The 25,944-nt window shown below is 65.2% G+C and carries 29 protein-coding genes and 1 pseudogene; 6 read left to right on the top strand and 24 right to left on the bottom strand.

From position 1 onward, the window contains the following. Positions 1-12: 12 nt before the first annotated feature. Positions 13-1,185, bottom strand: a complete 1,173-nt coding sequence (locus ACMVY4_RS15020; protein ID WP_416900322.1) for an acyl-CoA dehydrogenase family protein — start codon at positions 1,183-1,185, stop codon at positions 13-15. Positions 1,186-1,251: 66 nt separating this feature from the next. On the opposite strand from ACMVY4_RS15020, the gene ACMVY4_RS15015 reads away from it, so the two are divergent. Further along, positions 1,252-1,566 carry an NIPSNAP family protein gene (locus tag ACMVY4_RS15015; protein WP_416896823.1) on the top strand — a complete coding sequence of 105 codons (315 nt, stop codon included), beginning with the start codon at positions 1,252-1,254 and terminating at the stop codon, positions 1,564-1,566. A gap of 60 nt (positions 1,567-1,626) precedes the next feature. Here the strand turns inward: ACMVY4_RS15015 and ACMVY4_RS15010 are convergent, their stop codons facing one another. Both ACMVY4_RS15010 and ACMVY4_RS15005 read right to left on the bottom strand, forming a co-directional pair. Further along, entirely contained in the window at positions 1,627-2,322 is a 696-nt protein-coding gene (locus ACMVY4_RS15010) for a phosphate/phosphite/phosphonate ABC transporter substrate-binding protein (RefSeq protein ID WP_416896822.1), read from the bottom strand. Beyond that, the gene (locus ACMVY4_RS15005; RefSeq protein ID WP_416896821.1) at positions 2,319-3,224 is read right to left on the bottom strand and encodes a fatty acid desaturase; all 906 of its coding nucleotides are present in this window, start codon (positions 3,222-3,224) and stop codon (positions 2,319-2,321) included. Before ACMVY4_RS15005 ends, ACMVY4_RS15010 begins: the two co-directional genes overlap by 4 nt. Positions 3,225-3,360: 136 nt before the next feature. Between ACMVY4_RS15005 and ACMVY4_RS15000 the strand changes: the two genes are divergently transcribed. The 3 genes from ACMVY4_RS15000 to ACMVY4_RS14990 all read left to right on the top strand — a co-directional run bounded on the left by ACMVY4_RS15000 (position 3,361) and on the right by ACMVY4_RS14990 (position 5,586). Continuing rightward, entirely contained in the window at positions 3,361-4,203 is an 843-nt protein-coding gene (locus ACMVY4_RS15000; protein ID WP_416896820.1) for a helix-turn-helix domain-containing protein, read from the top strand. 61 nt (positions 4,204-4,264) lie between these two features. Beyond that, positions 4,265-4,774, top strand: a complete 510-nt coding sequence (locus tag ACMVY4_RS14995; RefSeq protein WP_416896819.1) for an L-2-amino-thiazoline-4-carboxylic acid hydrolase — start codon at positions 4,265-4,267, stop codon at positions 4,772-4,774. A gap of 86 nt (positions 4,775-4,860) precedes the next feature. After that, on the top strand, positions 4,861-5,586 hold the full coding sequence (locus ACMVY4_RS14990; protein ID WP_416896818.1) for an SIMPL domain-containing protein: 726 nt from the start codon (positions 4,861-4,863) through the stop codon (positions 5,584-5,586). Positions 5,587-5,593: 7 nt separating this feature from the next. Here the strand turns inward: ACMVY4_RS14990 and ACMVY4_RS14985 are convergent, their stop codons facing one another. The 5 genes from ACMVY4_RS14985 to pqqB form a co-directional block, all read right to left on the bottom strand. Then, positions 5,594-5,971, bottom strand: coding sequence for a DUF4112 domain-containing protein (locus ACMVY4_RS14985; protein WP_416896817.1), 378 nt, complete (start codon positions 5,969-5,971; stop codon positions 5,594-5,596). After that, positions 5,955-6,230, bottom strand: a complete 276-nt coding sequence (locus ACMVY4_RS14980; protein ID WP_416896816.1) for a hypothetical protein — start codon at positions 6,228-6,230, stop codon at positions 5,955-5,957. Before ACMVY4_RS14980 ends, ACMVY4_RS14985 begins: the two co-directional genes overlap by 17 nt. Next, positions 6,230-6,466, bottom strand: coding sequence for a hypothetical protein (locus ACMVY4_RS14975; RefSeq protein WP_416896815.1), 237 nt, complete (start codon positions 6,464-6,466; stop codon positions 6,230-6,232). Before ACMVY4_RS14975 ends, ACMVY4_RS14980 begins: the two co-directional genes overlap by 1 nt. Before the next feature lie 64 nt (positions 6,467-6,530). Next, positions 6,531-7,685, bottom strand: coding sequence for a cell division protein ZapE (gene zapE, locus ACMVY4_RS14970; RefSeq protein WP_416896814.1), 1,155 nt, complete (start codon positions 7,683-7,685; stop codon positions 6,531-6,533). Further along, entirely contained in the window at positions 7,682-8,611 is a 930-nt protein-coding gene (pqqB, locus tag ACMVY4_RS14965) for a pyrroloquinoline quinone biosynthesis protein PqqB (protein WP_416896813.1), read from the bottom strand. The genes zapE and pqqB overlap by 4 nt, the downstream gene beginning before the upstream one ends. Before the next feature lie 136 nt (positions 8,612-8,747). Here pqqB and ACMVY4_RS14960 point away from each other — a divergent pair, with 136 nt between their 5' ends. Then, on the top strand, positions 8,748-9,815 hold the full coding sequence (locus tag ACMVY4_RS14960; RefSeq protein ID WP_416896812.1) for an MBL fold metallo-hydrolase: 1,068 nt from the start codon (positions 8,748-8,750) through the stop codon (positions 9,813-9,815). 7 nt (positions 9,816-9,822) lie between these two features. Here ACMVY4_RS14960 and ACMVY4_RS14955 read toward each other — a convergent pair whose 3' ends face one another. Then, entirely contained in the window at positions 9,823-10,254 is a 432-nt protein-coding gene (locus tag ACMVY4_RS14955) for a CBS domain-containing protein (RefSeq protein ID WP_416896811.1), read from the bottom strand. Positions 10,255-10,466: 212 nt separating this feature from the next. After that, positions 10,467-10,847, bottom strand: a complete 381-nt coding sequence (locus ACMVY4_RS14950) for an acyl-CoA thioesterase (RefSeq protein WP_416896810.1) — start codon at positions 10,845-10,847, stop codon at positions 10,467-10,469. Positions 10,848-10,969: 122 nt separating this feature from the next. Between ACMVY4_RS14950 and ACMVY4_RS14945 the strand changes: the two genes are divergently transcribed. Beyond that, a complete protein-coding gene (locus tag ACMVY4_RS14945) occupies positions 10,970-11,914 on the top strand; it encodes a D-2-hydroxyacid dehydrogenase (RefSeq protein WP_416896809.1) in 945 nt (314 codons plus the stop codon). A gap of 12 nt (positions 11,915-11,926) precedes the next feature. Here ACMVY4_RS14945 and ACMVY4_RS14940 read toward each other — a convergent pair whose 3' ends face one another. The 14 genes and pseudogenes from ACMVY4_RS14940 to nuoG form a co-directional block, all read right to left on the bottom strand. Further along, positions 11,927-12,199, bottom strand: a complete 273-nt coding sequence (locus tag ACMVY4_RS14940; RefSeq protein WP_416896808.1) for a DUF1467 family protein — start codon at positions 12,197-12,199, stop codon at positions 11,927-11,929. Between the two features lie 4 nt (positions 12,200-12,203). Next, positions 12,204-12,608, bottom strand: a complete 405-nt coding sequence (gene mce / locus ACMVY4_RS14935; protein ID WP_416896807.1) for a methylmalonyl-CoA epimerase — start codon at positions 12,606-12,608, stop codon at positions 12,204-12,206. Next, positions 12,608-14,323: a ribonuclease J gene (locus ACMVY4_RS14930; protein WP_416896806.1), complete on the bottom strand. Its 1,716-nt coding sequence runs from the start codon at positions 14,321-14,323 to the stop codon at positions 12,608-12,610. The genes mce and ACMVY4_RS14930 overlap by 1 nt, the downstream gene beginning before the upstream one ends. After that, positions 14,320-15,099, bottom strand: a complete 780-nt coding sequence (locus tag ACMVY4_RS14925) for a type III pantothenate kinase (RefSeq protein WP_416896805.1) — start codon at positions 15,097-15,099, stop codon at positions 14,320-14,322. Before ACMVY4_RS14925 ends, ACMVY4_RS14930 begins: the two co-directional genes overlap by 4 nt. Positions 15,100-15,116: 17 nt before the next feature. Continuing rightward, on the bottom strand, positions 15,117-15,872 hold the full coding sequence (locus ACMVY4_RS14920) for a biotin--[acetyl-CoA-carboxylase] ligase (RefSeq protein WP_416896804.1): 756 nt from the start codon (positions 15,870-15,872) through the stop codon (positions 15,117-15,119). Continuing rightward, positions 15,869-16,357 (bottom strand): GNAT family N-acetyltransferase, encoded by a 489-nt coding sequence (locus ACMVY4_RS14915; RefSeq protein WP_416896803.1) that lies wholly within the window; start codon positions 16,355-16,357, stop codon positions 15,869-15,871. The genes ACMVY4_RS14920 and ACMVY4_RS14915 overlap by 4 nt, the downstream gene beginning before the upstream one ends. After that, the gene (gene nuoN / locus ACMVY4_RS14910; RefSeq protein WP_416896802.1) at positions 16,354-17,790 is read right to left on the bottom strand and encodes an NADH-quinone oxidoreductase subunit NuoN; all 1,437 of its coding nucleotides are present in this window, start codon (positions 17,788-17,790) and stop codon (positions 16,354-16,356) included. The genes ACMVY4_RS14915 and nuoN overlap by 4 nt, the downstream gene beginning before the upstream one ends. Further along, positions 17,787-19,349 (bottom strand): NADH-quinone oxidoreductase subunit M, encoded by a 1,563-nt coding sequence (locus ACMVY4_RS14905; RefSeq protein ID WP_416896801.1) that lies wholly within the window; start codon positions 19,347-19,349, stop codon positions 17,787-17,789. The genes nuoN and ACMVY4_RS14905 overlap by 4 nt, the downstream gene beginning before the upstream one ends. 5 nt (positions 19,350-19,354) lie before the next feature. After that, positions 19,355-21,324, bottom strand: a pseudogene (nuoL, locus tag ACMVY4_RS14900) (NADH-quinone oxidoreductase subunit L). Positions 21,325-21,334: 10 nt separating this feature from the next. Next, positions 21,335-21,643 carry an NADH-quinone oxidoreductase subunit NuoK gene (nuoK, locus tag ACMVY4_RS14895; protein ID WP_416896800.1) on the bottom strand — a complete coding sequence of 103 codons (309 nt, stop codon included), beginning with the start codon at positions 21,641-21,643 and terminating at the stop codon, positions 21,335-21,337. Positions 21,644-21,660: 17 nt separating this feature from the next. Continuing rightward, on the bottom strand, positions 21,661-22,275 hold the full coding sequence (locus tag ACMVY4_RS14890) for an NADH-quinone oxidoreductase subunit J (RefSeq protein ID WP_416896799.1): 615 nt from the start codon (positions 22,273-22,275) through the stop codon (positions 21,661-21,663). Between the two features lie 44 nt (positions 22,276-22,319). Next, positions 22,320-22,808, bottom strand: coding sequence for an NADH-quinone oxidoreductase subunit NuoI (gene nuoI / locus ACMVY4_RS14885; RefSeq protein WP_416896798.1), 489 nt, complete (start codon positions 22,806-22,808; stop codon positions 22,320-22,322). A gap of 12 nt (positions 22,809-22,820) precedes the next feature. Continuing rightward, positions 22,821-23,879, bottom strand: a complete 1,059-nt coding sequence (gene nuoH, locus ACMVY4_RS14880; protein WP_416896797.1) for an NADH-quinone oxidoreductase subunit NuoH — start codon at positions 23,877-23,879, stop codon at positions 22,821-22,823. Continuing rightward, positions 23,872-25,941 (bottom strand): NADH-quinone oxidoreductase subunit NuoG, encoded by a 2,070-nt coding sequence (gene nuoG / locus ACMVY4_RS14875; protein ID WP_416896796.1) that lies wholly within the window; start codon positions 25,939-25,941, stop codon positions 23,872-23,874. The genes nuoH and nuoG overlap by 8 nt, the downstream gene beginning before the upstream one ends. Between the last annotated feature and the right edge of the window lie 3 nt (positions 25,942-25,944).

Genomic DNA, 25,944 nt, shown 5'->3' with positions numbered 1-25,944 from the left:
GGCTCAACTCCTTCAGCGGCGCTTGATCTGCTTCGCCAGCGACCAGCGGTGCACCTCGGAAGGACCGTCATAGATGCGGAAGCCACGCATCTCGCGAAAGATGCGCTCGACCTCGGTGTCGCGGGTCATGCCGAGACCGCCAAGGGTCTGCAGCGCCCGGTCGGCGACACGGTAGAGCGCCTCCGAGCAGATGACCTTCGCCATCGAGCTCTCGCGGCCGCCCTGCCCGCCCTGATCCAGGACCCAGGCGCAGTGCCAGATCGCCAGCCGCGCGATGTGCATGTCCATCTCGTTGTCCGCCAGCATGAAGCCGACGCCCTCGTGATCGATCAGCTTGGTGCCGAAGGCCTCGCGCTGTTTGGCATAGTCGCAGGCAATGTCATGCGCCCGCTGCGCGGCGCCGAGCCAGCGCATGCAATGGGTCAGCCGCGCCGGCGCCAGCCGGACCTGGGCATAGCGGAAGCCCTTGCCGACCTCGCCGAGCACCGCGTCGCCATCGACCCGCAGACCGTCCAGATCGACCACGGCATGACCGCCGGTGAAGCTGGAATCCATCGTATCGAGGACGCGGTCGACCTTCACTCCGACGGCCGGCAGCGGCGTCAGGAACATGGACGCGCCGATATCCTCGCCCTTCTCGTCGAAGGTGCGGGCCATGACGATGCCGATCTTCGCGCCCTCGGCGCCGGTGATCAGCCATTTCCGGCCGGAGATCTTCCAGCCGTTTCCATCCGGCCGGGCCTCGGTCAGCATCGCGCCCGGATCGGAACCCGCGCCCGGCGACGGTTCGGTCATCAGAAAGACCGAGCGCTGTTCGCCCGCGGCCAGCGGCTTCAGGTAACGCGCCTTCTGCGCCTCGGTCGCGACCTCGTCGAACAGGTGCATGTTGCCTTCGTCGGGCGCGGCGATGTTCATCGCGATCGGCCCGAGCATCGAATAGCCCGACGCCTCGAACATGATCGCCTTGGTCATGTGATCGGCGCCCATGCCGCCCCAGGCTTCGGAGACATGCGGGCTGAGCAGGCCCTCGGCCTTCGCCAGCGCCACCAGCTCGTCGCGGAGATCGTCGGTCGGGCCGTGAGAGGTCCGGCGCGGGTCGGTCTCGAAGGGAATCACCTTGTCGCGGACGAAGCGCTCGACCCGCTCCTTCAGTTCAACCTGTTCCGATGTCAGCTCGAATTCGATCATGGTCTTCCCCTCCCCCTGCCGATCCGGTCAAATGCGGGCACACCATTACCAAGGGGGGAAGCCATGATCTACGACGTTCGCACCTACACCTGTAAGCCCGGCACCGTTCCGGCTCAGCTCAAGCTCTACGAGGAGTTCGGCATGGCGCCGCAGAAGAAGCATCTCGGCGAGCCGGTGATGTACGGCTGGTCGGAAGTCGGCGAACTGAACACCTATACCCATGTCTGGCGCTACGACAGCCATGCCGACCGCGAGACCAAGCGCGCGGCGATGCAGGCCGATCCGGACTGGCACATCTTCCTCGCGAAGTCCCGTGAGGCCGGCCACATCACCGATCAGCGCAATCAGGTCATGGTCGCGGCGCCCTGGATGAAGTGATCGATCAGGCCGTCGGGACCATGCCGTCATAGGCGTCCGGCGGCAGGATGACAGTGGCCTTCAGCCGGAGAGCATGACGGACCTCGGCATCGCTGGCGATGGCGGCTGCGAGCGCGTTGGCAAGTGCCGACACCAGACCGTCGGCGGCATTGCCCCCCGTGATGAACGGCATGGCCAGCGCGTCTCGGTCCAGTCGACGACATGAAGCCGGTCCGTCAGGTCCGGCAGGTGCCGCTGCGCCAGGCCGAGCGCGATGGAATCGATGGCGGCTCCATCCGCCTCGCCCTCGGCGACGGCCTGCATCGAGAACAGATGCCCGCCGGAGACCATAGCAGGTTCGGGCATGGCTTCGCCGCGGGCGCGGAACCAGCGGTCGAGCGCCACGCATCCCGACCAGGAATCGGGGCCGTTGATCGACAGCCGCATCGCGCCCAGCCGTTCCGGATCGAGCCCGGCGCGGTCGCGGTGGACGACGATGGCGCTCGAGTAGGTGCCTTCGCCACAGCCCTCGACCTCGTGCCATGGCGTCGCGACATAGCGGACCCTGCCCTTCAGACGCGTGTTGAAGGGCAGTCCGCAGGTCTGTGCGAAGAGGAGATCCTTGCGTTCCCACAGAGGTGCATAGCGATCCTCCCGGGTCAGCCGTTCCGGCGCGTCGATGCCCTCTGCACGCAACAGCGCCGCCACCGCCGACCACAGACGGTCATTGACCGGCTGCAGTACCGGCCAGTCGTACATCGGCAGGGCCGCGATCAAGAGTTTCGCCGGCCCGGGTCTGTAACGGTCTCGCGCATGGTGAAAAGATAGCGCCGGACGATCTCGCCGTAACCGGCGAAGACGTCGCCCGTCGGCGTACCCTCCATCCAGAGCTTCTGATGCAGGTTCGGCAGCCGGTACCAAGGAGCCGAGGGCCAGCGGTGATGCGCCGAATGGAGGTTGTTGTTGAGGAACAGCAGCGAGAATACCCCGCCCCGCTCGACGATGGCGGTCCGGGCCCGCCGGTCGGCGTCCCAGCGGTGCTCGGCGAAGGTCCTGAGCATCAGGATCGACATGCCGGGCCAGGCCGCCAGCAACGCATAGGCCCAGAGCGGCACACCGCAGATCCAGAGCCAGGCCAGCACCGGGAGCAGCGCCGGAAGATGCCAGAGCCAGTCGGCGATCACGGACCTGTCGCCGCGCGAAGCCGACCGGATGTCCCCGCCGATCAGGCCGGCCGTGTTGATCACCGGTCCAATTACAAGACGCCCGGCGAGCGTGTTGTTGGCGTTCAGCACCAAACGGCGCCAACGCGGCAGCGCCGTCCATCTCGAGGCCGTCAGATAGGGCGTCTCGGGATCGAAGACCGGATCGGTGAGATCACGGCTTCGGTGATGGCGCAGATGCAGCCGCCGAAAGCGGCGGAACGGCAGGAACAGCCCGATTGCCGGCGCGACCAGCAATTCATTCAACCAGCGCCAGCGTGTCGGGTGGCCGTGAATGATCTCGTGCTGCAGGGACGAGTGCAACGCCACAGGGAGCGCCAGCACCGGCAGGAGAAACCATGTCTCTATGCGTCCGATGAGCCAGATTCCGGCGATCCAGCTGGTGCTGCAGGCCCCGATCAGCGCAATTGTCAGCCATTCCGGCCCCGATCGACCGGTTCGCCCCTCACGTTTCATGCAATCAGCGATAAACCGGCTGACCTGCGGTGCAGAGGGTGATTCGGTGCAACATCTGTTAATTCGGCACGACAAATACCGCAATGATGTGCAAAGTCGACAAATATCATCATTTCCAAACAGGGTGGGATCCCGCTTGGACAAGCGCGAACTCGGACAGATCTTCCGCGAACGGCTGGAGGCCGTGCTCGGACGTTTCCGCGGCAGCAATGCCAAATTCGCCGAGTCGGTCGGACTGGACCGCTCGGCGCTGAGCCAGCTTCTGTCGGGCCATTCCACCCGCCTGCCGCGGGCCGAGACCCTGCGCGCCATCTCGCAGAACCATCACGTCAGCCTCGATTGGCTGCTGGGTCTGTCCCAGGACGACCGCTTCGGGACCGAAGTCGCCCGGACACTCGAGATCGAGGAAGAAGCTGGCAGCGCCGACGATACGCGGCTGGCGCAGTGGCATGCGGAAGCCGCGGGCTACAAGATCCGCTATGTGCCGGCGACCCTGCCTGACCTGCTGCGCACCGACGATGTCATCCGCTACGAGCACCGGGAGACCGCCGATCCGGAGCCGGACATCATCATCCGCGAGGCCGGCCGGCGCCTCGCCTACAGCCGCCGCCCCGAGACCGACATGGAAGTCTGCATGCCGATGCAGCGGCTGCAGGGTTTCGCGCGCGGCGAAGGCGTCTGGTCCGGGCTCACTGACGCGCAGCGGACGCATCAGATACGCCAGATGGCCGGGTTGCTGGACGAGCTCTATCCGACCTTCCGGATCTTCCTCTATGACGGCCGGGAGGCCTTCTCGGCGCCCTACACCGTGTTCGGGCCGCTGCGCGCCGCGATCTATGTGGGCGACATGTATCTGGTGCTGAACGGCACCGAGCAGATCGCCGCGCTGACTTCCCATTTCGACCGGCTGATCAAGCGCGCCGTCGTAAACCCCCATGAGGCCGGCGGCTGGGTCCGCGGTCTTCTGGACGCGGCCTGACTGGCCCGACAGACCGCCCCGCCCTATCATCGCCACCGGATCGAACAGGGGAGAACGGGACATGAGCGACGAAGCCGAACCGCTGCCGGATACACTGACCCAACGTATCGGTGTCCTCGCCCGGCGCGAGACAGAAGCCCGCGTGCTGGCGCCGGTCATAGAGGCGCTGGCCGGCGCCTTCGGCCGCGATCAGGTGCTCGACATCGTCCGCGACACCATCATCCGCATCGCCAACGAACAGGGCGGCGAACTGGCGGAGGCGATGGGGGGCGACGGCTCCGGGGAGTTCCTGGACTCCATGAAGTACTGGCGGCAGGACGGCGCGCTGGAAATCGATGTGCTGGAGCACACGGACGCGAAGCTGGACTTCAACGTCACCCGCTGCCGCTACGCCGAGATGTACCGCGCCCTCGGCATCCCCGAACTTGGCGCGATCCTGTCCTGCAACCGCGATTTCGCCTTCGCCGAGGGCTTCAACAAGGATGCGAAGCTGACACGGACCCAGACCATCCTCTCCGGCGCCGGCCATTGCGACTTCCGCTTCCGCTTCCCCGAAGACGGCGACGGCTGACGGCCCCATTCGGGTCACATTCAGCTTTCAGGTTCATCTCTCCGCCCGGCCCCGATGCAGGCCGCAACGAGAAGAAGGAGCGAAACATGCCTACCCCATCCGTCCGCCACCTTGCCGCCGCCCTCGTCCTGTCCGCCGCTGCCCTGTCCGGCAGCGCGGCGATGGCGCACGACACGGAACCCGGCCAGCTGCATATCGCGGTCGAGGGAACAGCCAGCGCCACCCCTGATCTGGCCAACCTGACTGCCGGCGTCGTGGCCGAGGCGAAGACCGCCGCAGAGGCCATGGCCGACCAGCGCGAGCGCATGACCCGGGTCATGGAAGCGATCCGCAAGGCCGGCATCGCCGACAAGGACATCCAGACCTCCGGCATCAACCTCTCGCCGGTCTACGCCCGCGACGAAGGCCGCAACCAGGTCCCCCGCATCGCCGGCTACCGCGCCGCCAACCGGGTCAACGTGACCGTCCGCGAGATGGCCAAGGTCGGGCCCGGCCTGGACGCGCTGGTCAATGCCGGGGTCAATGATATCGGTCAGGTGTCATTCGGTTTCTCCAACACCGAGAAGCTGATGGAGGCGGCCCGCACCGACGCCATCGAGAAGCTGACAGCGCGCCGTGACTTCTTCGCCGAGAAGGCCGGACTGAAGCTCGGCCGTCTGATCAGCCTGTCCGAATCCGGCGGCGGCCGTCCGCCCATGCCGATGATGGCGATGGACCGCGCCGAATCCATGCGTGCCTCGGCGACGCCGGTTGCGCCGGGCGAGTCCGAGATCCGCGTCGGTCTGAACGCGGTCTATCAGATCCTGGAGTAGCGGCCGTTCAGTTTGCCGCTTCGAGATCGCGGCGGATGAGTTCGATGTTGCGCCGGTTGCAGCCGAAGACGAAGTCGAAGACGTCGCCGGCCACCGGGATGATGCCGATCATGTAATCCACGGCGACATTGACCAGCATCTGCAGCACTGTCCGCTTGCGTACGCCCAGCATGTACCCCTGCAGCACGATGTAGAGGCTGAGAACCGCTGTCGCCGTGTCGCCGATCCCCGGGATCAGGCCGACGATGCCATCGAGGCCGAAGCGGATGCCGGTGCCGGGTATGGCGAAGCGGCTGTCCAGCAGCTGCGCGAGATCGTCGAGACGTTGCAGCCTGGCTGCGCGCCCGGAACCTTCGCCGAAATGCAGATCAGTTCGAGCGCTCACGCGCCACCTCGGACGGCCGGCGGATGGTCACGCCCGATCCGTCATGGCCATCGCGGGACTTAGGCGCACCACGGTCGCCAGCGCCGGTCTGGCCCGGCCAGCCCTTCGTCGCGGCCAGATACCAGAGCGCCACCAGTCCGATCGGCGGGATCAGGGCGGTCAGCCCCCAGAAGCCGGAATAGCCGGCCTTGGCGGCGATGCGCCAGCCGAACCAGGCCAGCAGGAAGAGAACGGGAGAACCGGGCCAGAGCAGTTCCATCAGAAGTGCTCCTTCGCGCGGTCGAACTCGTCGAACGGCCCGCGGATGCGATGCTCGCCGTTCGGCCATGGCTTGAAGGCGAGAAACCCGAGGGCCAGCGGCAGTCCGGCGAACGGGATCAGCGCAAAAAGCGAATAGTATGGATTGAGGCCGGCGCGTTCGTTGATCCGCCACAGCGGCAGCACGAACAGGATGCCGATGACGACCGTCCAGCCAAGTAGACCCATTCCGAACAAGAACCTGCTCCGATCATTGACAACATGTCGCATATGGGAACGGCGGGCGGCCGTTGCCAGAGGCTCAGTGGTCGCGGAGGGCGTGAGGCAGGCTGAGATACTCCTGCGACTGCATCTCCATCAGGCGGCTCGCCGTGCGATGGAACTCGAAGCTGCCATCTCCGGCCGGATAGAGGTCTTCAGGCTTCGCCCCCGCCGAGCAGATCAGCTTCGTCCGGTTCTCATACAATGCATCAATGAGCGTGACGAACCGTTTGGCTTCGTTGCGTTTTTCCTTGGTCAACTTCGGCACGTTGGCAAGGATAACCGTATGGTATTTCGCCGCCAGCGCGAGATAGTCCGCCGCCCCGAGCGGCCGGCCGCAGGTGGCGCTGAAATCGATGAAGGCGACGCCCTTCGCGGCGCGCGGAATTTCCGTCGTCCGGCCCTGCGCCTCGATCGTCGCGGGCGCCGGGTCCTCGCCCTCGGTCAGGGCGGCGAAGTCCTTCTCCAGCGCCGCGTCGGCCTCGGGTCCGAGCGGGCTCACATAGACCGGCATCTGGTTCAGCCGGTCCATGCGGTAGTCGGTCGGGCTGTCCAGGTGCAGGATATCCAGCTTCCGCTTCAACAGTTCGATGAAGGGCAGGAACAGCTGCCGGTTCAGACCGTCCTTGTAGAGGTCGTCCGGCGGGCGGTTGGAGGTCGAGACGACGACGATGCCGCGCTCGAACAGCGCCGTGAAAAGACGGCCCAGGATCATGGCGTCGGCGATGTCGGAGACCTGGAACTCGTCGAAACAGAGCAGCGTCGCCTGCCCCGCCACGCGGTCGGCGATGGGTGGAATGGGGTCGTCCCCGTCCCGCTCGCCAGGCTTCGCCTTGCGGAAGGCGTGGGCGTCGGCGTGCACCTCCAGCATGAACTGGTGGAAGTGGATGCGCCGTTTCTTCTCCACCGGCGCGGTATCGTAGAACAGGTCCATCAGCATGGACTTGCCGCGCCCGACGCCGCCATACATGTAGAGTCCCGACGGCACCTCGGCCTTCTTCTTCGGCGCCCCGAACTGGAAGATGCGCCGGATCCCGCGGTCCGCCTGGGGCGTGTAGCTCTTCAGCGTGTGATGCAGCGCCTGCAGCTTCTCCACGGCCACTTCCTGCGCCACGTCGGGCTTGATCTCCCCGGCGCGGATCAGGTTGCGGTAGCTGTGGATGGGGCCTTCCGGCGAAAGATGTTCGACCGTCATGCCCGAACCGTCATCCCGTCTTCGGCGATTGTCCACCCCGCAGCCTCGGTTTCGGCCCGTTCGGGCGACGAGCGGCGCAGGACGGGGTTGGTGTTGTTGATGTGGATGAAGATCTTGCGGCCGACCTTCAGGTCCCGGAAAGCCGCGATCGAGCCGTCGTCCCCGCTCATCGAGATGTGGCCCATCCGCTGACCGGTCTTGATGCCGACCTGCTGGCGGATCATCTCGTCATCGGTCCAGAGCGTCCCGTCAAAGAAGACCACGTCGGCGCCGTCCAGCCGGGCGGCCAGGTCCTCGGTCATCCGCGCGCAGCCGGGAATGTAGTAGACCCGGCGTCCCGCGTTGTCGGCGATCTCCAGCCCCACCGTGTCCTCGTCGACCGTGCCGAAATTGCCGCCCTCGGCGTTCTTGTCCTCCAGCCAGAGCGCGACCTTTCCGGGCACGGGAAACACCGTCACCGTCAGACCCAGCGGCGTCCCGTCGCCCTCCTTCAGCTCCACCGCCTCGTTCAGGCGGAAGGTCCGCCGATCGACGAAGTCCGGGTTCAACACGTTGAAGACGGTGTTGGCGGCAAGCACCTCGTGAATGCGGCTGGTGGCGTAGAGCCCGAACGGCTGGCTCTCGCGGAGGTTCAGCAGTCCCGCGACATGGTCCACATCCCCATTGGTCAGCACCGCCGCCCGAATCGGGCTGTCCCGCAGACCGGTCTTCGGATGCAGGGCCGGATTTCGCTCGATCTGCTGGCGAAGATCCGGCGAGGCGTTGAACAGCGCAAAGCGCGCACCGTCGGCCGATACGGCGATGGACGACTGGGTCTGCGCCTGCAGTTCCGGATCGCCGGACCAGAAGGCCCGGCAGTTCTCGCAATTGCAGTTCCATTGCGGAAAGCCGCCGCCCGCGGCGGCGCCAAGCACCTGAATTTCCAAACCGACCCCCTCAGCGGAACCGCCCAACCATCTCTTGAAGCCGCGTGTCGGGCAAGTCCCCATGCGGCAGCGGACGTTGACCGCCAAAGGCTGGTGGACGACATTGCTGCGACGCAATAGCAGGCTGGAGCGGATCTTGGACAATCATCCCGTCAAACCGGAACTGGACTATGTGTTCGGCGATCAGCGGCCAGAGGGTCCGGAAACCTTCGAGGTCGCGAAGGGCGTCTACTGGATCCGCATGGCCATCCCGATCCCCGGCCTGGACTACATCAATCTCTGGCTGCTGGAGGACGACGACGGCTGGACCATCGTCGATACCGGCCTGCGTTCGAAGAAGATCATGGCCTGGTGGGAAGAGATCTTCGCCAGCAAGCTGATGGCCGGCCGTCCGGTGAAGCGGGTGATCTGCACCCATTTCCACACCGACCATCTGGGCCAGGCCGGCTGGCTCACCGAACGCTGGGGCTGCCTGCTCTGGATGTCTCTCGGCGAATGGGCGTTCGGCCGCACCATGGCGCTGGACGTGACAGAGCGGGTGCCCGACGACGTCGTCGATCACTACCGCCGCATCGGCTATTCCGAGACCATGCTGGAGGCGCTCCGCGAACGCGGCTTCAACCGTGTCGCCAAGATGATGACGCCGATCCCGCGCGCCTTCCGGCGGCTGACGCATGACCAGCGCTTCAAGATCGGCCAGAACACCTGGCGCGTCATCATCGGGCGCGGTCACTCGCCCGAGCATGTGGCGCTGTTCTGCGAGAACCTGAACGTCCTGATCTCGGGCGACCAGATCCTGCCGGCGATCACACCGCATATCGGGGTCTATCCGGCAGAGCCCGACGCCAACCCGCTGCAGCTCTATCTGGAGACGCTGGACAATTTCCGCCCGCTGCCCGACGACGTGATGATCCTGCCGGCGCATGGCGATCCGTTCCGCAACCTGCATGCGCGCATCAACTATCTGCAGGACCACCACCGCTTCAGGCTGAAGACGCTCTGGCAGGCCGCGCCCGACTGGGTGACGGTGCGGGAGACGCTGCCCTTCCTGTTCCGCCGGGAACTGCAGGAAGACGACATGAGCCTCGCCTTCTCGGAAGCGATCAGTCACATCCACATGCTGATCGGCCGCGGCCGGATGGAGCGCAAGATGGGCGACGACGGCGTCTACCGCTACCGCTCGACAGGACTGGAGGCCGCCTGAACCGGGCTCAACCGGTCTGGATGTACTCCTGCAGCGCCTGGGCGTCGCTTTCCAGTTCCTCGACGCGGTACTTGACGACGTCGCCGATAGAGACGAGGCCGACCATCCGACCGCCTTCCGTAACCGGCAGGTGACGTACGCGGTTCTCGGTCATCATCCGCATCAGATCGCCGATATTGTCCGACGGGCTGCAGGTCACGACATCGCCGGACATGATCTCGGTGACGCCGCAATCCAGCGCCGCGGCGCCCCGTGTCGCCAGGGCCCGGACCACGTCGCGCTCCGAGACGATGCCCTGGATGCGTTCGCCGTCCTCGCTGACGACCAGCGCGCCGACACGCAGTTCCTTCAACTTGTCACAGAGATGCAGAACGTCCGTGTCCGGACGAATGGTTCCGACACTGCCGCCCTTGGCACGTAGCATGGATGAAACAAGCAACTCTCGCCTCCCATCAATCATGGGCCTGCGGAGCGCCCGTCGGGCAACCGGAAGCGTTCGGGGTCAGAATGTGTTGCGCTTCCCGCGCCTTCTCGCTGCCTTTCCGTCAGGCCATCTGGTTCACGACTACGCCCCGAGTATGACAGCGCTACCGCGGCGGCGCGAACGAAAATCGGCGCATGGCCAATATTCCCCAACGTCATTTCGCTGTGTCAAAGGCCCTCTCTGGCCTCGAACGTGGTCGGATGACCCTGTTCGTCGATGGCCACGAAGACGAAATCCCCGTCGGTCACCTTGACCGTTTCCGTGCCGAACTTGCGCTGGACGAAGGTGTCGATATGCACCGTGACCGAGGTCCGGCCGACGCGGGTGATGCGCGTGTAGAGGGAAACGACATCGCCGACGCGGATCGGCTGCTCGAAGGTCATCGCCTCGATCGCCCGGGTCACGCAACGGCTGCGCATGAAGCGAGAGGCGGCCGTTCCGCCGGCAATGTCCATCTGCGACAGCACCCAGCCGCCGAAGATGTCGCCATTGGCGTTGCAGTCCGACGGCATCGGTGCCGCCCTCAGCGTCGGTTCGCTTGCGTCCACCTGTTGTCCCCCTCGTATCCCGCCGGTCATGCCGGCTCCGCAGAGCCCGTCCCGGCGCGTTGCCCTCGTCATCGCCAGCCTATCCGAATAAGGTGCCGGCGGGCCACGGGGGAGACCAGACCATGCCGAAGACCATCCACGTCTATTCCAAGTTCAATGATCGCGTCGTCGGACCGCTTCAGGACGCCTTTCCCGAGGCCGAGATCGTGGCGCTGGAAGGCGATGAAGGGTTTGCGGCAGGACTGCCCGACGCCGAGTTCCTGATGGCCCTGAAGCCGCCGCGCGGACACTGGGCGAAGGCCACCAATATGAAGCTGCTGCAGAGCTTCGGCGCCGGTATCGACCATCTGATGCCGATCGACGAACTACCCGCATCGGTGAAGGTCTGCAACGCGGCCGGCCTGGCGGCGGAACCGATGAGCGAATACGCGCTGACCCTGATCCTGATGTGCATCAAGCGCGCCTGCTGGGCCTTCACAGGGCACCGGGGCGGCTATTGGCGGCAGTACATGCCCGGATCGGCCCGGGGCTCGACCGTCTGCATCCTGGGCCTCGGACGTATCGGCGAGGCGACGGCCGAGCGCTGCGCCGCGATGGGCATGCGGGTAACCGGCACGAAGCGGACCCCCCGTCCCTCGCCGCATGTCGACAAGGTCTACGGGTTCGACCAGACCGCCGAAGCCATTGCCGATGCGGATGTCGTGGTTTCCATCCTGCCGCTGACCGACGAGACGCACGGCATCCTGGACGAGGCGATGATGCGGAAGATGAAGCCCGGATCCTACGTCATCAACCTGGGCCGCGGCGGACAAGTCGACGAGGCGGCGCTGATCAAGCTGCTGAAAGAAGAGCATCTGGCCGGCGCGGCGCTCGATGTTGCCGAGCAGGAACCGCTGCCCGAGGGCGATCCGCTCTGGACCGCCCCGAACCTGATCATCACGCCGCATGTCGCCGGCGGTTTCCCGGATTACATGGGCGGGATCAGCCGGCTGTTCGCGGAGAATGTCAGGGCTTTCGAAGCCGGACAGCCGCTGAAGACCGAGATCGACCGGGCGCGCGGCTACTGACCGCGCAGCGGCTCAGAACCGTTCCGAGAGGTCGTACATCAGCTGGCGCCACTCGACCCAGTCGAAATAGTCGCTGGCCCAGATCAGGCCGAAGACGACTGTGGTCACGGCGGTCGTCAGCGCGAACTTGAACAGGATACGCGGCCGCACCGGGGCGCCGTCGGCCTGCCCTGGCACCATCTCGACGCCCTCCTCGTAGGAGTTGCGCACGCCGATCGGCAGGATGGTGAACAGGATCACCCACCAGAGAATGACGTAGATGACGATGCCGCCGGCGACGGACATCGGGTCAGACCTGTTCGATCTCGACCAGCGTGCCGCAGAAGTCCTTCGGGTGCAGGAACAGCACCGGCTTGCCGTGTGCGCCGATCTTCGGCTCCCCGTCGCCCAGCACGCGGGCGCCTTCGGACTTCAGCTTGTCGCGCGCCGCGATGATGTCCTCGACCTCGTAGCAGACATGATGCATGCCGCCCGACGGGTTGTTCTTCAGGTAGTTGGCGATCGGCGAGCCCTCGCCCAGCGGATGCAGCAGTTCGACCTTGGTGTTGCCCAGATCGACGAACACCACGGTCACGCCGTGATCGGGTTCCGGCTGCGGCGCGGATACCTTGGCCCCAAGCGTGTCGCGATAGGTCGCGGACGCCGCGTCCAGATCGGGAACGGCGATGGCGATATGATTCAAGCGTCCGATCATCAGACGGCCTCCTTCCACTTGTCCTTCGAAACCTGCTCGCCCTCTTCCAGGCGCACGATCTCGCATTCCGTAATCGGCCGGCGATTGGCGATCTGCCGCACCACCCGGCGGGCGGCGCGTGTCGCGGCTTCGGCCAGGGTGTCATCATCCGCCGGACGGCGACCGTTGACCTTGGCCACCTCCCTGTCGATCGCAACAGAGATGTCACCCCGGAGGCGGCCAAGTTCGGCCCCCTCGGCCACACCCACCAGCAAGATGCGCGGATCCTCGACCAGTTCGCTCTCCTCGTCGACGACAAGCACGAGCATCATCACGCCGTTTCCGGCCAGCTTGCGGCGGTGCTGCAGCATCGCCGACGCCGTCACCACCAGCCCGGCCGGATCGACAGCAAGACGTCCGACCGGCACCTCGCTGACGATCTCGGGCTGACCCGGCGCCAGCCGGAGCACATCGCCATTCAGGATCACCTGTGAGGCGTTGACGCCTCCCTCCTCGACCGCGAAACGGGCCTGCTCGATCAGATGCCGGGCTTCGCCATGAACCGGCACGAGGATCTCGGGCCGCACCAGCTCATACATGCGCTTGAGTTCCTCGCGCGCGGGATGGCCCGAGACGTGAACGAAATGGTCCTTCTCGGTGATGACCTCGACGTCGTTCAGGGCCATCGCGTTGTGCATCCGGTAGAGCGTCCGCTCGTTTCCGGGAATGATCTTGGACGAGAAGATCGCCGTGTCTCCCGCGCGCAGATCGATGGAGGGATGATCGTCCATCGCGATCCGGGCCATCGCGCCGCGCGGCTCGCCCTGACAGCCTGTGCAGAGCATCAGCGTCTTGTGGCGCGGCATGCGGGCGGCGTCCTTGTCGGTCAATGGCGCCTTGACGTCCTCCAGATAGCCGACGGCGCGCGCCGCCTGCCAGAACTTCCAGAGCGAGCGCCCGACAAGCACGAACTCACGGCCCGACGCCTCCGCCGCGCGCGCGACGCTTTCGATCCGCGCCACGTTCGACGCGAAGGTCGTCACCACGACCCGGTTGTTCGGACGGGCCTTCACCAGTTCGATCAGGGACTTGCGGACATCGGCCTCGGAACCGGATGTGCCGGGGTCGAACACGTTGGTCGAATCGCAGACCAGCGCCAGCACGCCCTTGTCGCCCCAGGCCTTCAGCGCCACCTCGTCCGACTTCGGCCCGATCAGAGGGTCCGCATCAAGCTTCCAGTCGCCGGTGTGCAGCACCGTACCGTGCCGAGTCTCGATCGCGAGCGCCTGCATCTCCAGCGTGGAGTGCGTCAAACCGACCGGCGTGATGCGGAACGGATCCAGCTCGATGGCGGCATCGCCCTCGAAGATCCGGACCGTCACGTCGTCGCGCAGCCCCGCCTCGTCCAGCTTGGCGTAGAGGGACTGGGCCGCGAACGGCGTCACCCAGACATCGCAGCGGAACCGTTCCCAGAGGTGGTGCACCGCGCCGATGTGATCCTCGTGCGCATGCGTGATCACCAGACCGACCAGATCCTCGGCTTCAGTCTCGATGAAGGCCGGATCGGGCACGATCAGATCGATACCGGGCAGGCTCTCGTCGGCGAAGGTCATGCCGCAGTCGACCATCAGCCACTTCCCCGCCGCCCCGTAGAGCGTCAGGTTCATGCCGATCTCGCCGCAGCCGCCCAGCGGCGCGATCACCAGCCCGTCGCGGTGCGGATGCGCGGCGCTCAAGCGAGCGTCCTCGGGTTCCGGCGGCTGATCTCCAGCAGGCCCTTCATGGTCAGGTCGCGGTCGATGTTGTCGAAGGCGTCCGTTCCGTCGGAGAACATCACGGCCAGACCGCCGGTTGCCAGAACCTTCATCGGCGCGCCGTAGTCCTGTTTGATGCGGGCCACCAGGCCTTCGATCAGCCCCACATAGCCGTAGTAGACGCCAGACAACATGGCCGATTCGGTATCGTCGCCGATCACCTTGGACGGCCGCTCGACGGCGATCCGGGGCAGCTTGGCCGCCGCCATGTGCAGCGCCTGCAGGCTGAGATTGATGCCCGGTGCGATCACGCCGCCATGGTAGTTGCCGTTGTCGTCGATAACGTCGAACGTCGTCGCGGTGCCGAAATCGAGAATGATCGCCGGCCCGCCATAGAGAATGTGGGCGCCGACGGCGTTCACCAGGCGGTCCGCGCCGACGTCGCGGTGGCGCTTGATCATCACCTTGATGCCGATATCGACATCTTCCTCGCCGACCACCAGCGGCTCGCAGTTGCAGTAACGCCGGCAGAGGGTGCGCAGGTTGAACAGGCTCTGGGGCACGACGCTGGCGATGATGGCGCTGTCGATGTCGCCGAATTTCAGGTCCGACAGCCCCATCAGGGCCGACAGCCAGACCGCGTATTCATCGGCCGTGCGGGCCGCATTTGTGCCCGAACGCCATTCGCCGACGATCTCGTCGCCGTCGAAGACCGCGAAGGTCGTGTTTGTGTTGCCCGCATCGATCGCGAGAAGCATGAGCCGGTCCTAACCCTTCAGGATACAGGGCGGAAAATGTCCGCAGCGGCGATCCGTACCACGTCCCCGGACTCATTTTCCAGCATCAGCGCGCCATCCTCGCCGAGCCCGTGAAAACGACCGTGCAGTTCCCGGTCGGCAAGCCGCGCCACCACGGGCTGCCCCAGGCCGTCGGCCCGCTCGAGCCATGCGTCACGGATCACGGCAAACCCTTCTGCACGCCACCGGACAATCCAGGCCGCGAAACGGTCGGAGAGCGCCCGCAGGACGGCATCGACAGACAGCCCGGCCGCCCGCGGCTCCAGCGATGCGGTCGGATAGGGTGTTCCGGCCGGCGACGAGACGACGTTGACGCCGATACCGGCGATGATCGCATAGTCCCCGTCGGGCAGGCGCGCCGTCTCGAGTAGGATCCCGGAGACCTTGGCACCGTCGATCAGGACGTCGTTCGGCCACTTGCATCGGACGGCCTCCGGATCGGGCACGAACAGCCGCGCCATGTCGCAGACGGACAGGGCCGCAACAAAGGAAAGTTCCGGCAGCCGCGCGACGGGCGCGCCCGGTCTGAAGGTGAAGGAGGCGTACAGATTGCCTTCGGGACTGACCCAGTCCCGTCCCCGCCGGCCCCGCCCCTGAAGCTGGCGTTCGCCAGTCACGACGAAGGGGCCGTCATCCAGTTCTCCGAGCCGGGCCCGCGCCTCGTCATTCGTGGAGCCGACATCGCCGAGCGCGATCCGCCGAAAGGCGAAGGCCGTCATCCCGCCGCCGCTCACCGATCCAGTTCCAGACACATGAAAACGCTGTTCGGATCCAGACTGTAGTCGCCGAACGGTCCGCATTCGGTGAACCCGCGTCCGAGATAGAGCGCCCGCGCGGCGGCATAGCCCGCCATCGTCCCGGTTTCCAGCAGAATGCGGCAAAACCCTTGCGCACGCGCATGGTCAAGAGCGTGCTCCATTACAAGACGGGCAACGCCGCGGCCCCGGTGCGCCTCCGCCGTGTGCATCGACTTCAGTTCCGCGCTCTCAGCGTCCAGACGCTTCAGCGCGCCGCAGCCGACCACCTCGTTGCCATCGCGCGCCGTCCAGAAGGTCACGTCCGCAGCGGCGAGCGCCTCGGCATCGAAGGTGTGGTTGCTGGTCTCCGGGGTCTCGTCCCAGGAATGCGCCAGATGCGCCTCCAGCAGGCGTGTGGAGCCCGGCGCGCGTGGATCGTCGGTCTGGATCGAAATGGCGCCGGCGTGTGCCGTCAGCGTCACCCGAACAGAACCTGGGCGGCCGACAGCGTGTTGTCGACCAGCCAGAACGGCAGCACCGAGAAGCCCACGATCAGCACGGCGGCGACGCCCATCACCACACCCAGTTCGCGCCCCGAGAGACGGCCGAGAGGTTCCTGCGCATCGTCGAAATACATCAGCTTGATGATGCGCAGGTAGTAGAACGCGCCCACGACGCTGGCCAGAACGCCGATCACGGCCAGCACGTAGAGTTCCGACGCGATCGCCGCGCGGAACACGTAGAGCTTGCCGAAGAACCCGGCCAACGGCGGAATGCCTGCCAGCGACCACATGAAGATCGACAGGCAGAGCGCCATGCCGGGATGGGTCTGGGCCAGTCCCTTGAGATCGTCGAGGCTCTCGACCGGATGCGTGCCCCGGCGCATGCCGAGAATGCAGGCGAAGGCCCCGAGATTCATCACCAGATAGATCGCCAGATAGATCAGCACGCCCTGCACGCCCTCCGGCGTGGCCGCCGCAAGGCCGACGAGGGCGTAGCCGACATGACCGATCGAGGAATAGGCCATGAGGCGCTTGATGTTGGTCTGGCCGATGGCGGCGAAAGCGCCCAGCACCATGGACAGCGCCGAGATCAGCCAGATGATCTGGACCCAGCTGTCCTCCAGCCCGCCGAAGGGCTCCAGCACCGCACGAATGAACAGCGCCAGCGCCGCGACCTTGGGCGCACTGGCGAAGAAAGCGGTGACCGGCGTCGGCGCACCTTCGTAGACGTCCGGCGTCCACATGTGGAACGGCACGGCCGAGACCTTGAAGGCGAGACCGGCGGTCAGGAACACGATACCGACGACGAGGCCGATGCCCGCGGTCTCCTGCCCTTCCAGCGCCGCGGCAATGCCGTCGAACCCGGTCGAGCCGGTGAAGCCGTAGATCATGGAGCAGCCGTAGAGCAACATGCCGGACGACAGTGCGCCCAGGACGAAGTATTTCAGCCCGGCCTCGGTCGCGCGCACCGAATCGCGGCGGAACGCGGCCAGCACGTAGAGCGGCAGGCTCTGCAGTTCGATGCCGATATAGAGCGCGATGAGATCGTTGGCCGAGACCATCATCATCATGCCGAGCGCGGCGATGGTCATCAGCACCGGGAACTCGAAGCGGTTCATCTGCTCGCGCTCGTTGAAGCGGATGGCCATCAGCATCGAGACCGCGGTGCCGGCCAGGATCAGCACCTTGGCGAAACCCGAGAAGGCGTCGGTCACGAACATGCCGGCGAAGGTGACGCCGTCGTCGGTCAGGGTCACGAGCACCAGCGCGACCAGAAGGACGGCGATGCCGATCCATGAAACCATGCGCGCCGCGTTCTCGCTCTTCGAGAAGACGCCGATCATCAGCATCGCCATGGCCGCAACGGCCATGAAGATTTCCGGTGTCGCGAGTGCGTAGTCGTGGCTGATCATTTGTGCGTCCCCGCAGCATCCGCGGCCAGGTTCATCGTGCCGGCCTGCGCTTCGGCGGCGGCGATGGCCTTGTCATGATTCTCGATGAGATGCACCACCGACGGTTCCATCAGATCGAGGAACACCGACGGATAGATGCCCATCCACAGCACGGCCACGACCAAGGGTGCGAAGATGGCGATCTCGCGCGGGCTGAGGTCGAGCATGCCGCGCAGGTCTTCCTTTTCCAGCTTGCCGAAGACCACCCGGCGATACAGCCAGAGTGCATAACCCGCGCCCAGGATGACACCCGTGGTCATCAGCAGCGCGACCCAGGTGTTGGCCTCGAAGGCGCCGATAATGGCCAGAAACTCGCCGACGAACCCGGCGGTGCCCGGCAGGCCGATGGACGCCATGGTCATCAGCATGAAGACGAAGGCGTATTTCGGCATGTTCTCGACCAGACCGCCGTATCGGGCGATCTCGCGGGTGTGCAGCCGGTCGTAGATGACGCCGACGCAGAGGAACAGCGCGCCCGAGATCAGTCCGTGCGCCAGCATCACGAACAGCGCGCCCTCGATGCCCTGCACATTGAAGGTGAAGAGCCCGATGGTCACGAAACCCATATGCGCCACTGACGAGTAGGCGATCAGCTTCTTCATGTCCTGCTGCATCAGCGCGACCAGCGAGGTGTAGATCACCGCCACCACCGAGAGCGCAAAGACGAACGGTGCGAATTCCAGCGACGCCGCCGGGAACATGGGCAGGCTGAAACGGATGAAACCGTAGCCGCCGAGCTTCAGCAGCACGCCGGCAAGAATGACCGAACCCGCGGTCGGCGCCTCCACATGCGCGTCCGGCAGCCAAGTGTGCACCGGCCACATCGGCATCTTCACGGCGAAGGAGGCGAAGAAGGCCAGCCAGAGCCAGGTCTGAACGCTCGCCGGGATGGCCGTCTCGGGATCCGTCGCGCGGGCGATCAGTTCCGGAATGCTGGTGGTCTCGGCGTAGAAGTACATCCACAGGATCGCCAGCAGCATCAGCACCGAGCCGAGCAGTGTGTAGAGGAAGAACTTGAAGGTCGCGTAGATGCGCCGCTGCCCGCCCCAGATGCCGATGATCAGGAACATCGGGATCAGGCCGCCCTCGAAAAAGAGATAGAACAGAACCAGGTCGAGCGCGCAGAAGACGCCGATCATCAGCGTTTCCATCAGCAGGAACGCGACCATGTACTCCTTCACCCGGACGGTGATCGATTCCCAGCTGGCCAGGATGCAGATCGGCATCAGGAAGGTCGTCAGCATGATCAGCGGCATGGAGATGCCGTCGATGCCCATGCGGTAGGTGATGCCGAAGCCGATCCAGTCGCTTTCCTCGACGAACTGGTACTCGTGGGTCGAGCCGTCGAACTGGAACCAGACCACCAGCGAGATCAGGAAGGTCGCGCCCGTGGTCCACAACGCCGCCCAGCGGTAGTTGCGGTTCACCTGTTCATCGCTGCCGCGGATCAGCAGCAGAATGATCAGCGCGCCGGCCAGCGGCGCGAAGGTCAGGATGCTCAGCAGGGGGAAATCCGTCATCGCACTCACACCCCGATGGCGTAGATGTAGAAGGTCACCAGCGCCGCCACGCCGATCAGCATGGCGAAGGCGTAGTGATAGACATAACCGGTCTGTACCGAGGTGATCCGGCGCGTCGCCTTCAGCACGGTCGCCGAGATGCCGTCAGGCCCCAGCCGGTCGATGATCCAGCCGTCGCCGCGCTTCCAGAACAGCTGGCCGAGACCCTTGGCCGGACGGACGAAGATCCAGTCGTAGAGCTCGTCGAAGTACCACTTGTTCAGCAGGAACAGGTAGAGCGGCCGGTGGGTGCGCGCGACGCCCTGCGGCAGATCGGTGTTCCGGATGTAGAACAGCCAGGCGATGGCGATGCCGACGATCGAGGCGACCAGCGGCGAGAGCTTCACCCAGAGCGGCACCTCGTGCGCCATCTCCATGGCGTTGTTCTGTTCCAGGATCAGGATCGAAGTCGCCCCAGAAGTCGTGCCAGTGGTGACCCGTCAGCGGCCCGATGAAGAGAATGCCGGAGAGCACCGCGCCGATGGCGAGGATGTAGAGCGGGATCATCATCACCGGCGGCGAGTCATGGATGTGCTCCATGGTCTCGCGCGGCGCGCGCGGCTTCCCGTGGAAGGTCATGAACAGCAGACGCCACGAGTAGAAGGCGGTCATCACCGCGGCGGCCACACCCATGATGAAGGCGAACTGGCCCAGCGACCCGCCAGCGGCGAAGGCGCTCTCGACGATCATGTCCTTGGAGTAGAAACCGGCGAAACCGAAGATGTAGGGGATACCGATGCCCGCCAGTGCGAGACGTGCCGATCCACATCATCACGTAGGTCTTCTGGATGTGGGGCGCGAGCCCGCCCATCCGGCGCATGTCCTGCTCGTCGGATACCGAGTGGATCACAGACCCGGCGCCGAGGAACAGCAGCGCCTTGAAGAAGGCGTGGGTGAACAGGTGGAAGATCGCCACCGGATAGGCCGAGACGCCGGCGGCGAAGAACATGTAGCCAAGCTGCGAACAGGTCGAATAGGCGATGACCCGCTTGATGTCGTTCTGCACCAGCCCGATCGTCGCGGCGAAGAATGCGGTGAAGGCGCCGACGATGGTGACCACGGCAAGCGCGTCCGGCGAATACTCGAACATCGGCGAGCAACGCACGACCATGAAAACGCCGGCGGTGACCATGGTGGCGGCATGGATCAGCGCGGAGACTGGCGTCGGGCCCTCCATCGCATCCGGCAGCCAGGTATGCAGCGGCACCTGGGCGGACTTGCCCATCGCGCCCATGAACAGCAGCAGGCAGATCGTCGTCAGGACGTCGACCTGATAGCCGAGGAACTCGAAGGTCTGGCCCGCCACGCCCGGCGTTGCCGAGAAGACACCCTCGAAGGTCACCGAATCGTAGACCAGGAAGATGCCCGCGATGCCGAGCGCGAAGCCGAAGTCGCCGACGCGGTTGACGATGAAGGCTTTCATGGCCGCGGCGTTGGCGGACGGCTTGTGATACCAGAAGCCGATCAGCAGGTAGGAGGCGAGACCGACGCCTTCCCAGCCGAAATAGAGCTGCACGAAGTTGTCGGCGGTCACCAGCATCAGCATGGCGAAGGTGAACAGCGACAGATAGGCGAAGAACCGCGGCTTGTGCGGATCGTGGCTCATGTAGCCGATCGAGTACCAGTGCACGAGGCAGCTGACGGTATTGACCACGATCAGCATGATTGCGGTCAGCGTGTCGATCTGCAGCGCCCAGCTGATGTCCATGTCGCCGGAGCGGATCCAGGACAGCAGCTCGACATGGGCGGTATGGGCGTGCGCCTCGCTCGACAGGATGCCGGTGATGTCGAAGAAGGCGATCCAGGACAGCACCGCGGCGACGGTCATCAGCCCCGACGTGGTCAGCATCGACCCGCGGTCGCCGAAGGCCCGTCCGAAGAAGCCCGCGAGAATGGCGCCGAGCAGCGGCGCGAAGACGATCAGAACGTAGATCATGCGGTCCGCCTCAGCCCTTCATCATGTTGATGTCTTCGACCGCGATGGAGCCGCGGTTGCGGAAATAGACCACCAGGATGGCCAGGCCGATGGCCGCCTCGCCCGCCGCGACCGTGAGCACGAACAGCGCGAAGATCTGACCGACCAGATCGTTCAGGTGGGTCGAGAAGGCGACGAGGTTGATGTTGACCGCCAGCAGCATCAGCTCGATCGACATCAGGATGATGATGACGTTCTTCCGGTTCAGGAAGATGCCGAAGATCCCCAGCGTGAACAGGATCGCGGCGACCGTCAGATAATGTCCGAGACCGATTTCCATGATTGCCCCCTGCCCGTTCAGACGCCCTGGCCCGGCTGGACCTTCTTGAGTTCGACCGACTGGGACCGCGTGCGGCCGATCTGGTCCGAGATGCGCTGCTTCTTCACGCCCGGCCGAGTGCGGAGCGTGAGGACGATGGCGCCGATCATCGCGACCAGCAGGATCATGCCCGCCGCCTGGAAGAGATAGACGTAGTTGGTGTAGATCAGGTCGCCCAGCGCGGCCGTGTTCTCACGGACTTCCGGCGCGGGCGCCGGGGCCGTGGCATTGGCGGCGATCTCCGGGCTGATAACCCAGGCGCCGACGACCAGCAGGATCTCCACCAGCAGGATGATGCCGACCAGAAGGCCGATCGGCAGGTACTGGATGAAGCCCTGACGCAGTTCGACGAAATTGATGTCCAGCATCATGACGACGAACATGAACAGCACCGCGACGGCGCCGACATAGACGATGACCAGGATCATCGCCAGGAACTCGGCGCCCATCAGCACGAACAGCCCGGCCGAATTGAAGAACGCCAGGATCAGGAACAGCACCGAATGCACCGGATTCCGCGACGCGATGACCATGACGCCGCAGGCCACGGTCATGATCGCGAACAGATAAAATGCGATCGACGGCAAGATCACCGTTCGGTCCCCTCTCGTGTCTTCCCTTCAGACGCCATGCCGCCTCAGCGGTACGGCGCGTCCGCCGCCAGATTGGCCGCGATTTCCCTCTCCCACCGGTCGCCGTTCTCCAGCAGCTTGTCCTTGTCGTAGAACAGCTCCTCGCGGGTTTCGGTGGCGAACTCGTAGTTCGGTCCCTCGACGATGGCGTCCACCGGGCAGGCTTCCTGGCAGAAGCCGCAATAGATGCACTTCGTCATGTCGATGTCGTAGCGCGTGGTCCGGCGGCTGCCGTCCTCCCGCGGTTCGGCCTCGATGGTGATGGCCAGCGCCGGGCAGATCGCCTCGCACAGCTTGCAGGCGATGCAGCGCTCCTCGCCGTTCGGATAACGACGCAGGGCATGTTCGCCACGGAAACGCGGGCTGAGCGGCCCCTTCTCGTAGGGATAGTTCAGCGTCGCCTTCGGCTTGAACATGTATTTCAGCGTCAGCCAGAAACCGGCGCGCAGGTCCGATAGCAGGATCGAACGCGCTGTCTGATCGAGAACACCCATCGTTCGGCCTCCCTAACCTTCCATGCCGGGCAGCCAGCCCGCATAGACCAGAACGCCCGCATAGAACGCCACCGCCGCCAGCGAAATCGGAAGGAAGACCTTCCAGCCGAGCCGCATGAGCTGGTCATAGCGGTAGCGCGGCAGCGTCGCGCGGGCCCAGATGAAGACGAAGAGCAGCAGGCTGATCTTCAGCGCGAACCAGATGATGCCGGGCACGAAGGTCTCGCCGGGGATCGGCGAATGCCAGCCGCCCAGGAACAGGATCGCGGTCAGGCCGCTCATCAGGATCATGTTCATGTACTCGCCCAGGAAGAACAGGGCGAAGGTCATGGACGAATATTCGACCTGGTAGCCGGCCACCAGCTCGGCTTCCGCTTCCGGCAGGTCGAACGGATGCCGGTTGGTCTCGGCCAGGGCCGAGATGAAGAAGATCACGAACATCGGGAACAGCGGGATGAAGTACCAGCCCAGAATGCCGCCGTTTTCCAGCCCCAGCAGCGAGGCGATGCCGGCATTCGCCTGCGCCTCAACGATCTCGGAGAGGTTCAGCGTGCCCGCGCAGAGCAGCACGGTGATGATCACGAAGCCGATCGAGACCTCATAGGAGACCATCTGCGCCGCCGAGCGCATGGCGCCAAGGAAGGCGTAGCGCGAGTTCGATGCCCAGCCAGCCATGACGATGCCGTAGACGCCGAGCGAGGAGACGGCAAACAGGTAGAGCACGCCCACATTGATGTCGGCCAGCACCCAGCCGGAATCGAACGGGATCACGGCCCAGCCGATCAGCGCGAGGATGAAGGTCAGCATCGGCGCGATGACGAAGACCGCCTTGTCCGCGCCGGTCGGGATCACGGTTTCCTTGAAGAACAGCTTGGCGCCGTCGGCCAGCGGCTGCAGCAGGCCGAACGGGCCAACCACGTTGGGACCCCGGCGCAGCATGATCCAGCCCATGACCTTGCGCTCGGCCAGGGTCAGATAGGCCATGGCGAGCAGCATCGGCACGGTGATCAGCAGCACCTTGCCCAGGATGATGATGCCGGGCAGCAGATAAGCGCTCCAGAACTCAGCCATCGGTGCCGGTCCCCTTCGCCTCGCCGCCACCGACCGAATAGAGCTTCGAACACTCGGCCATGGTGGCGCTCGCCCGCGCGATCGGGTTTGTCATGTAGTAGTCGCCCACGGGCGACACGAACGGCGCGTCCTCCATATCGCCGGCAACGCCGCTACCCGGCTCGCCGGGACGCGGGACGTCAACCATATCAATATCTTCGACAATTTCCTTCATGCGCTCACGAAGCGCATCGAGGCTGTCATAGGGCAGCGTATGCCCCATCACGTCGGAGAGCGCACGGAAGATTTTCCAGTCCTCGCGGGCCTCGCCCGGCGGATGGACGGCGAAATCCGCGATCTGGATACGGCCTTCGGTGTTGATCCAGGTCGCGGACTTCTCGGTGTAGGCGGCACCAGGCAGGATGACGTCGGCCGCATGGGCGCCGGCGTCGCCATGGCTGCCCTGATAGATGACGAAGGCTTTCGACAGCTTCGCCGTGTCGATCTCGTCCGCGCCCAGCAGCCAGACCGCCTCGATGTCGCCGACTTCGGCCGCGTCCAGTATGTCGTTCGTCGCCTTGCCGCCCTCGCCGGGCAGGATGCCGAGTTCCAGACCGGCAACGCGCGACGCCGCGCTGTGCAGCACGGAGAAACCGTTCCACTCGCCTTCGAACGCGCCGACGTTTCGCGCCAGACTCAGGGCGGCGGCCTGGATCGCCTGACCGTCTGGCCGTGCGAGAACGCCTGCGCCGACGATGATCAGCGGATGTTCGGCATTCTTCAGCGTTTCCGCGAAGCTCACAGAACCGTCCGCCAGACCGGCCAGCGTCTGCGCTCCGGCGCCGAGATACTCGACCGGATAGGTCAGGTCGGTGTCCTCGCCGATGACGCCGATCTTCAGCGCGCCGCTGGAATTCATCCAGGTCTTGCGGATGCGGGCGTTCAGGACCGCCGCTTCCTTGCGCGGGTTGGTCCCGATCAGCAGGATCGCATCGGCGTCCTCGATCCCGGCAATGGTCGAATTGAACAGGTAGTCGCCACGGGCGCCGCCGCCGATCAGCGATCCGTCCTGGCGGCAGTCGACATTCGCCGAGCCCAGCGCCGTCATCAGGTCCTTCATGGCGACCATGTCTTCGGCACCGGCCAGATCGCCGGCAATGGCGGCGATCTTCGAGCCATCCAGCCCGCCGATCTTCGCCTTGATCGCCTCGAAAGCCTCGCTCCAGCTCGCCGGCTGCAGGCGTCCTTCGCGGCGGACATAGGGCTTGTCCAGGCGCTGACGGCCCAGGCCGTCGCAGGCGTATCGGGTCTTGTCGGAGATCCACTCCTCGTTGAGGTCGTCGTTCAGCCGCGGCAGCACGCGCAGGATCTCGCGGCCGCGCGCGTCGACGCGGATATTGGAGCCGAGCGCATCCATCACGTCGATGGTCTCGGTCTTGCGCAGTTCCCAGGGCCGCGCCTCGAAGGCATAGGGCCGGCTGGTCAGCGCGCCCACCGGGCAGAGATCGATGACATTGCCCGAAAGCTCCGAATCGACGACCTGCTCCAGCGCCGTGATTTCCATGTTCTCGCCGCGGAAGATGGCGCCGATATCCGGAGCACCGGCCACTTCCTCGACGAAGCGGACGCAGCGGGTGCAGTGGATGCAGCGCGTCATGATCGTCTTGATCAGCGGGCCCATGTATTTCTCGGAGACCGCGCGCTTGTTCTCCTCGTAGCGGCTGCCGCCGCGGCCATAGGCCATGGCCTGGTCCTGCAGGTCGCACTCGCCGCCCTGATCGCAGATCGGGCAGTCCAGCGGATGGTTGATCAGCAGGAATTCCATCACGCCCTCGCGGGCCTTCTTCACGGTCTCCGTCTTGGTGTGGATGACCATGTTGTCGCCGGCCGGCATGGCGCAACTGGCGATCGGCTTCGGCGAGCGTTCCATCTCGACGAGGCACATGCGGCAGTTGCCCGCGATCGACAGGCGTTCGTGATAGCAGAATCGCGGAATCTCGGCCCCCGCCGCCTCGCAGGCCTGCAGCACCGTGGCCCCGGCCGGGACCTCAACCTCAATTCCGTCAACCGTCAGTTTCGGCATGGT

The organism is Minwuia sp. (assembly GCF_048007105.1).
Taxonomy (GTDB): Bacteria; Pseudomonadota; Alphaproteobacteria; order Minwuiales; family Minwuiaceae; genus Minwuia.
This window is presented reverse-complemented; position numbering and strand designations above follow the sequence as displayed.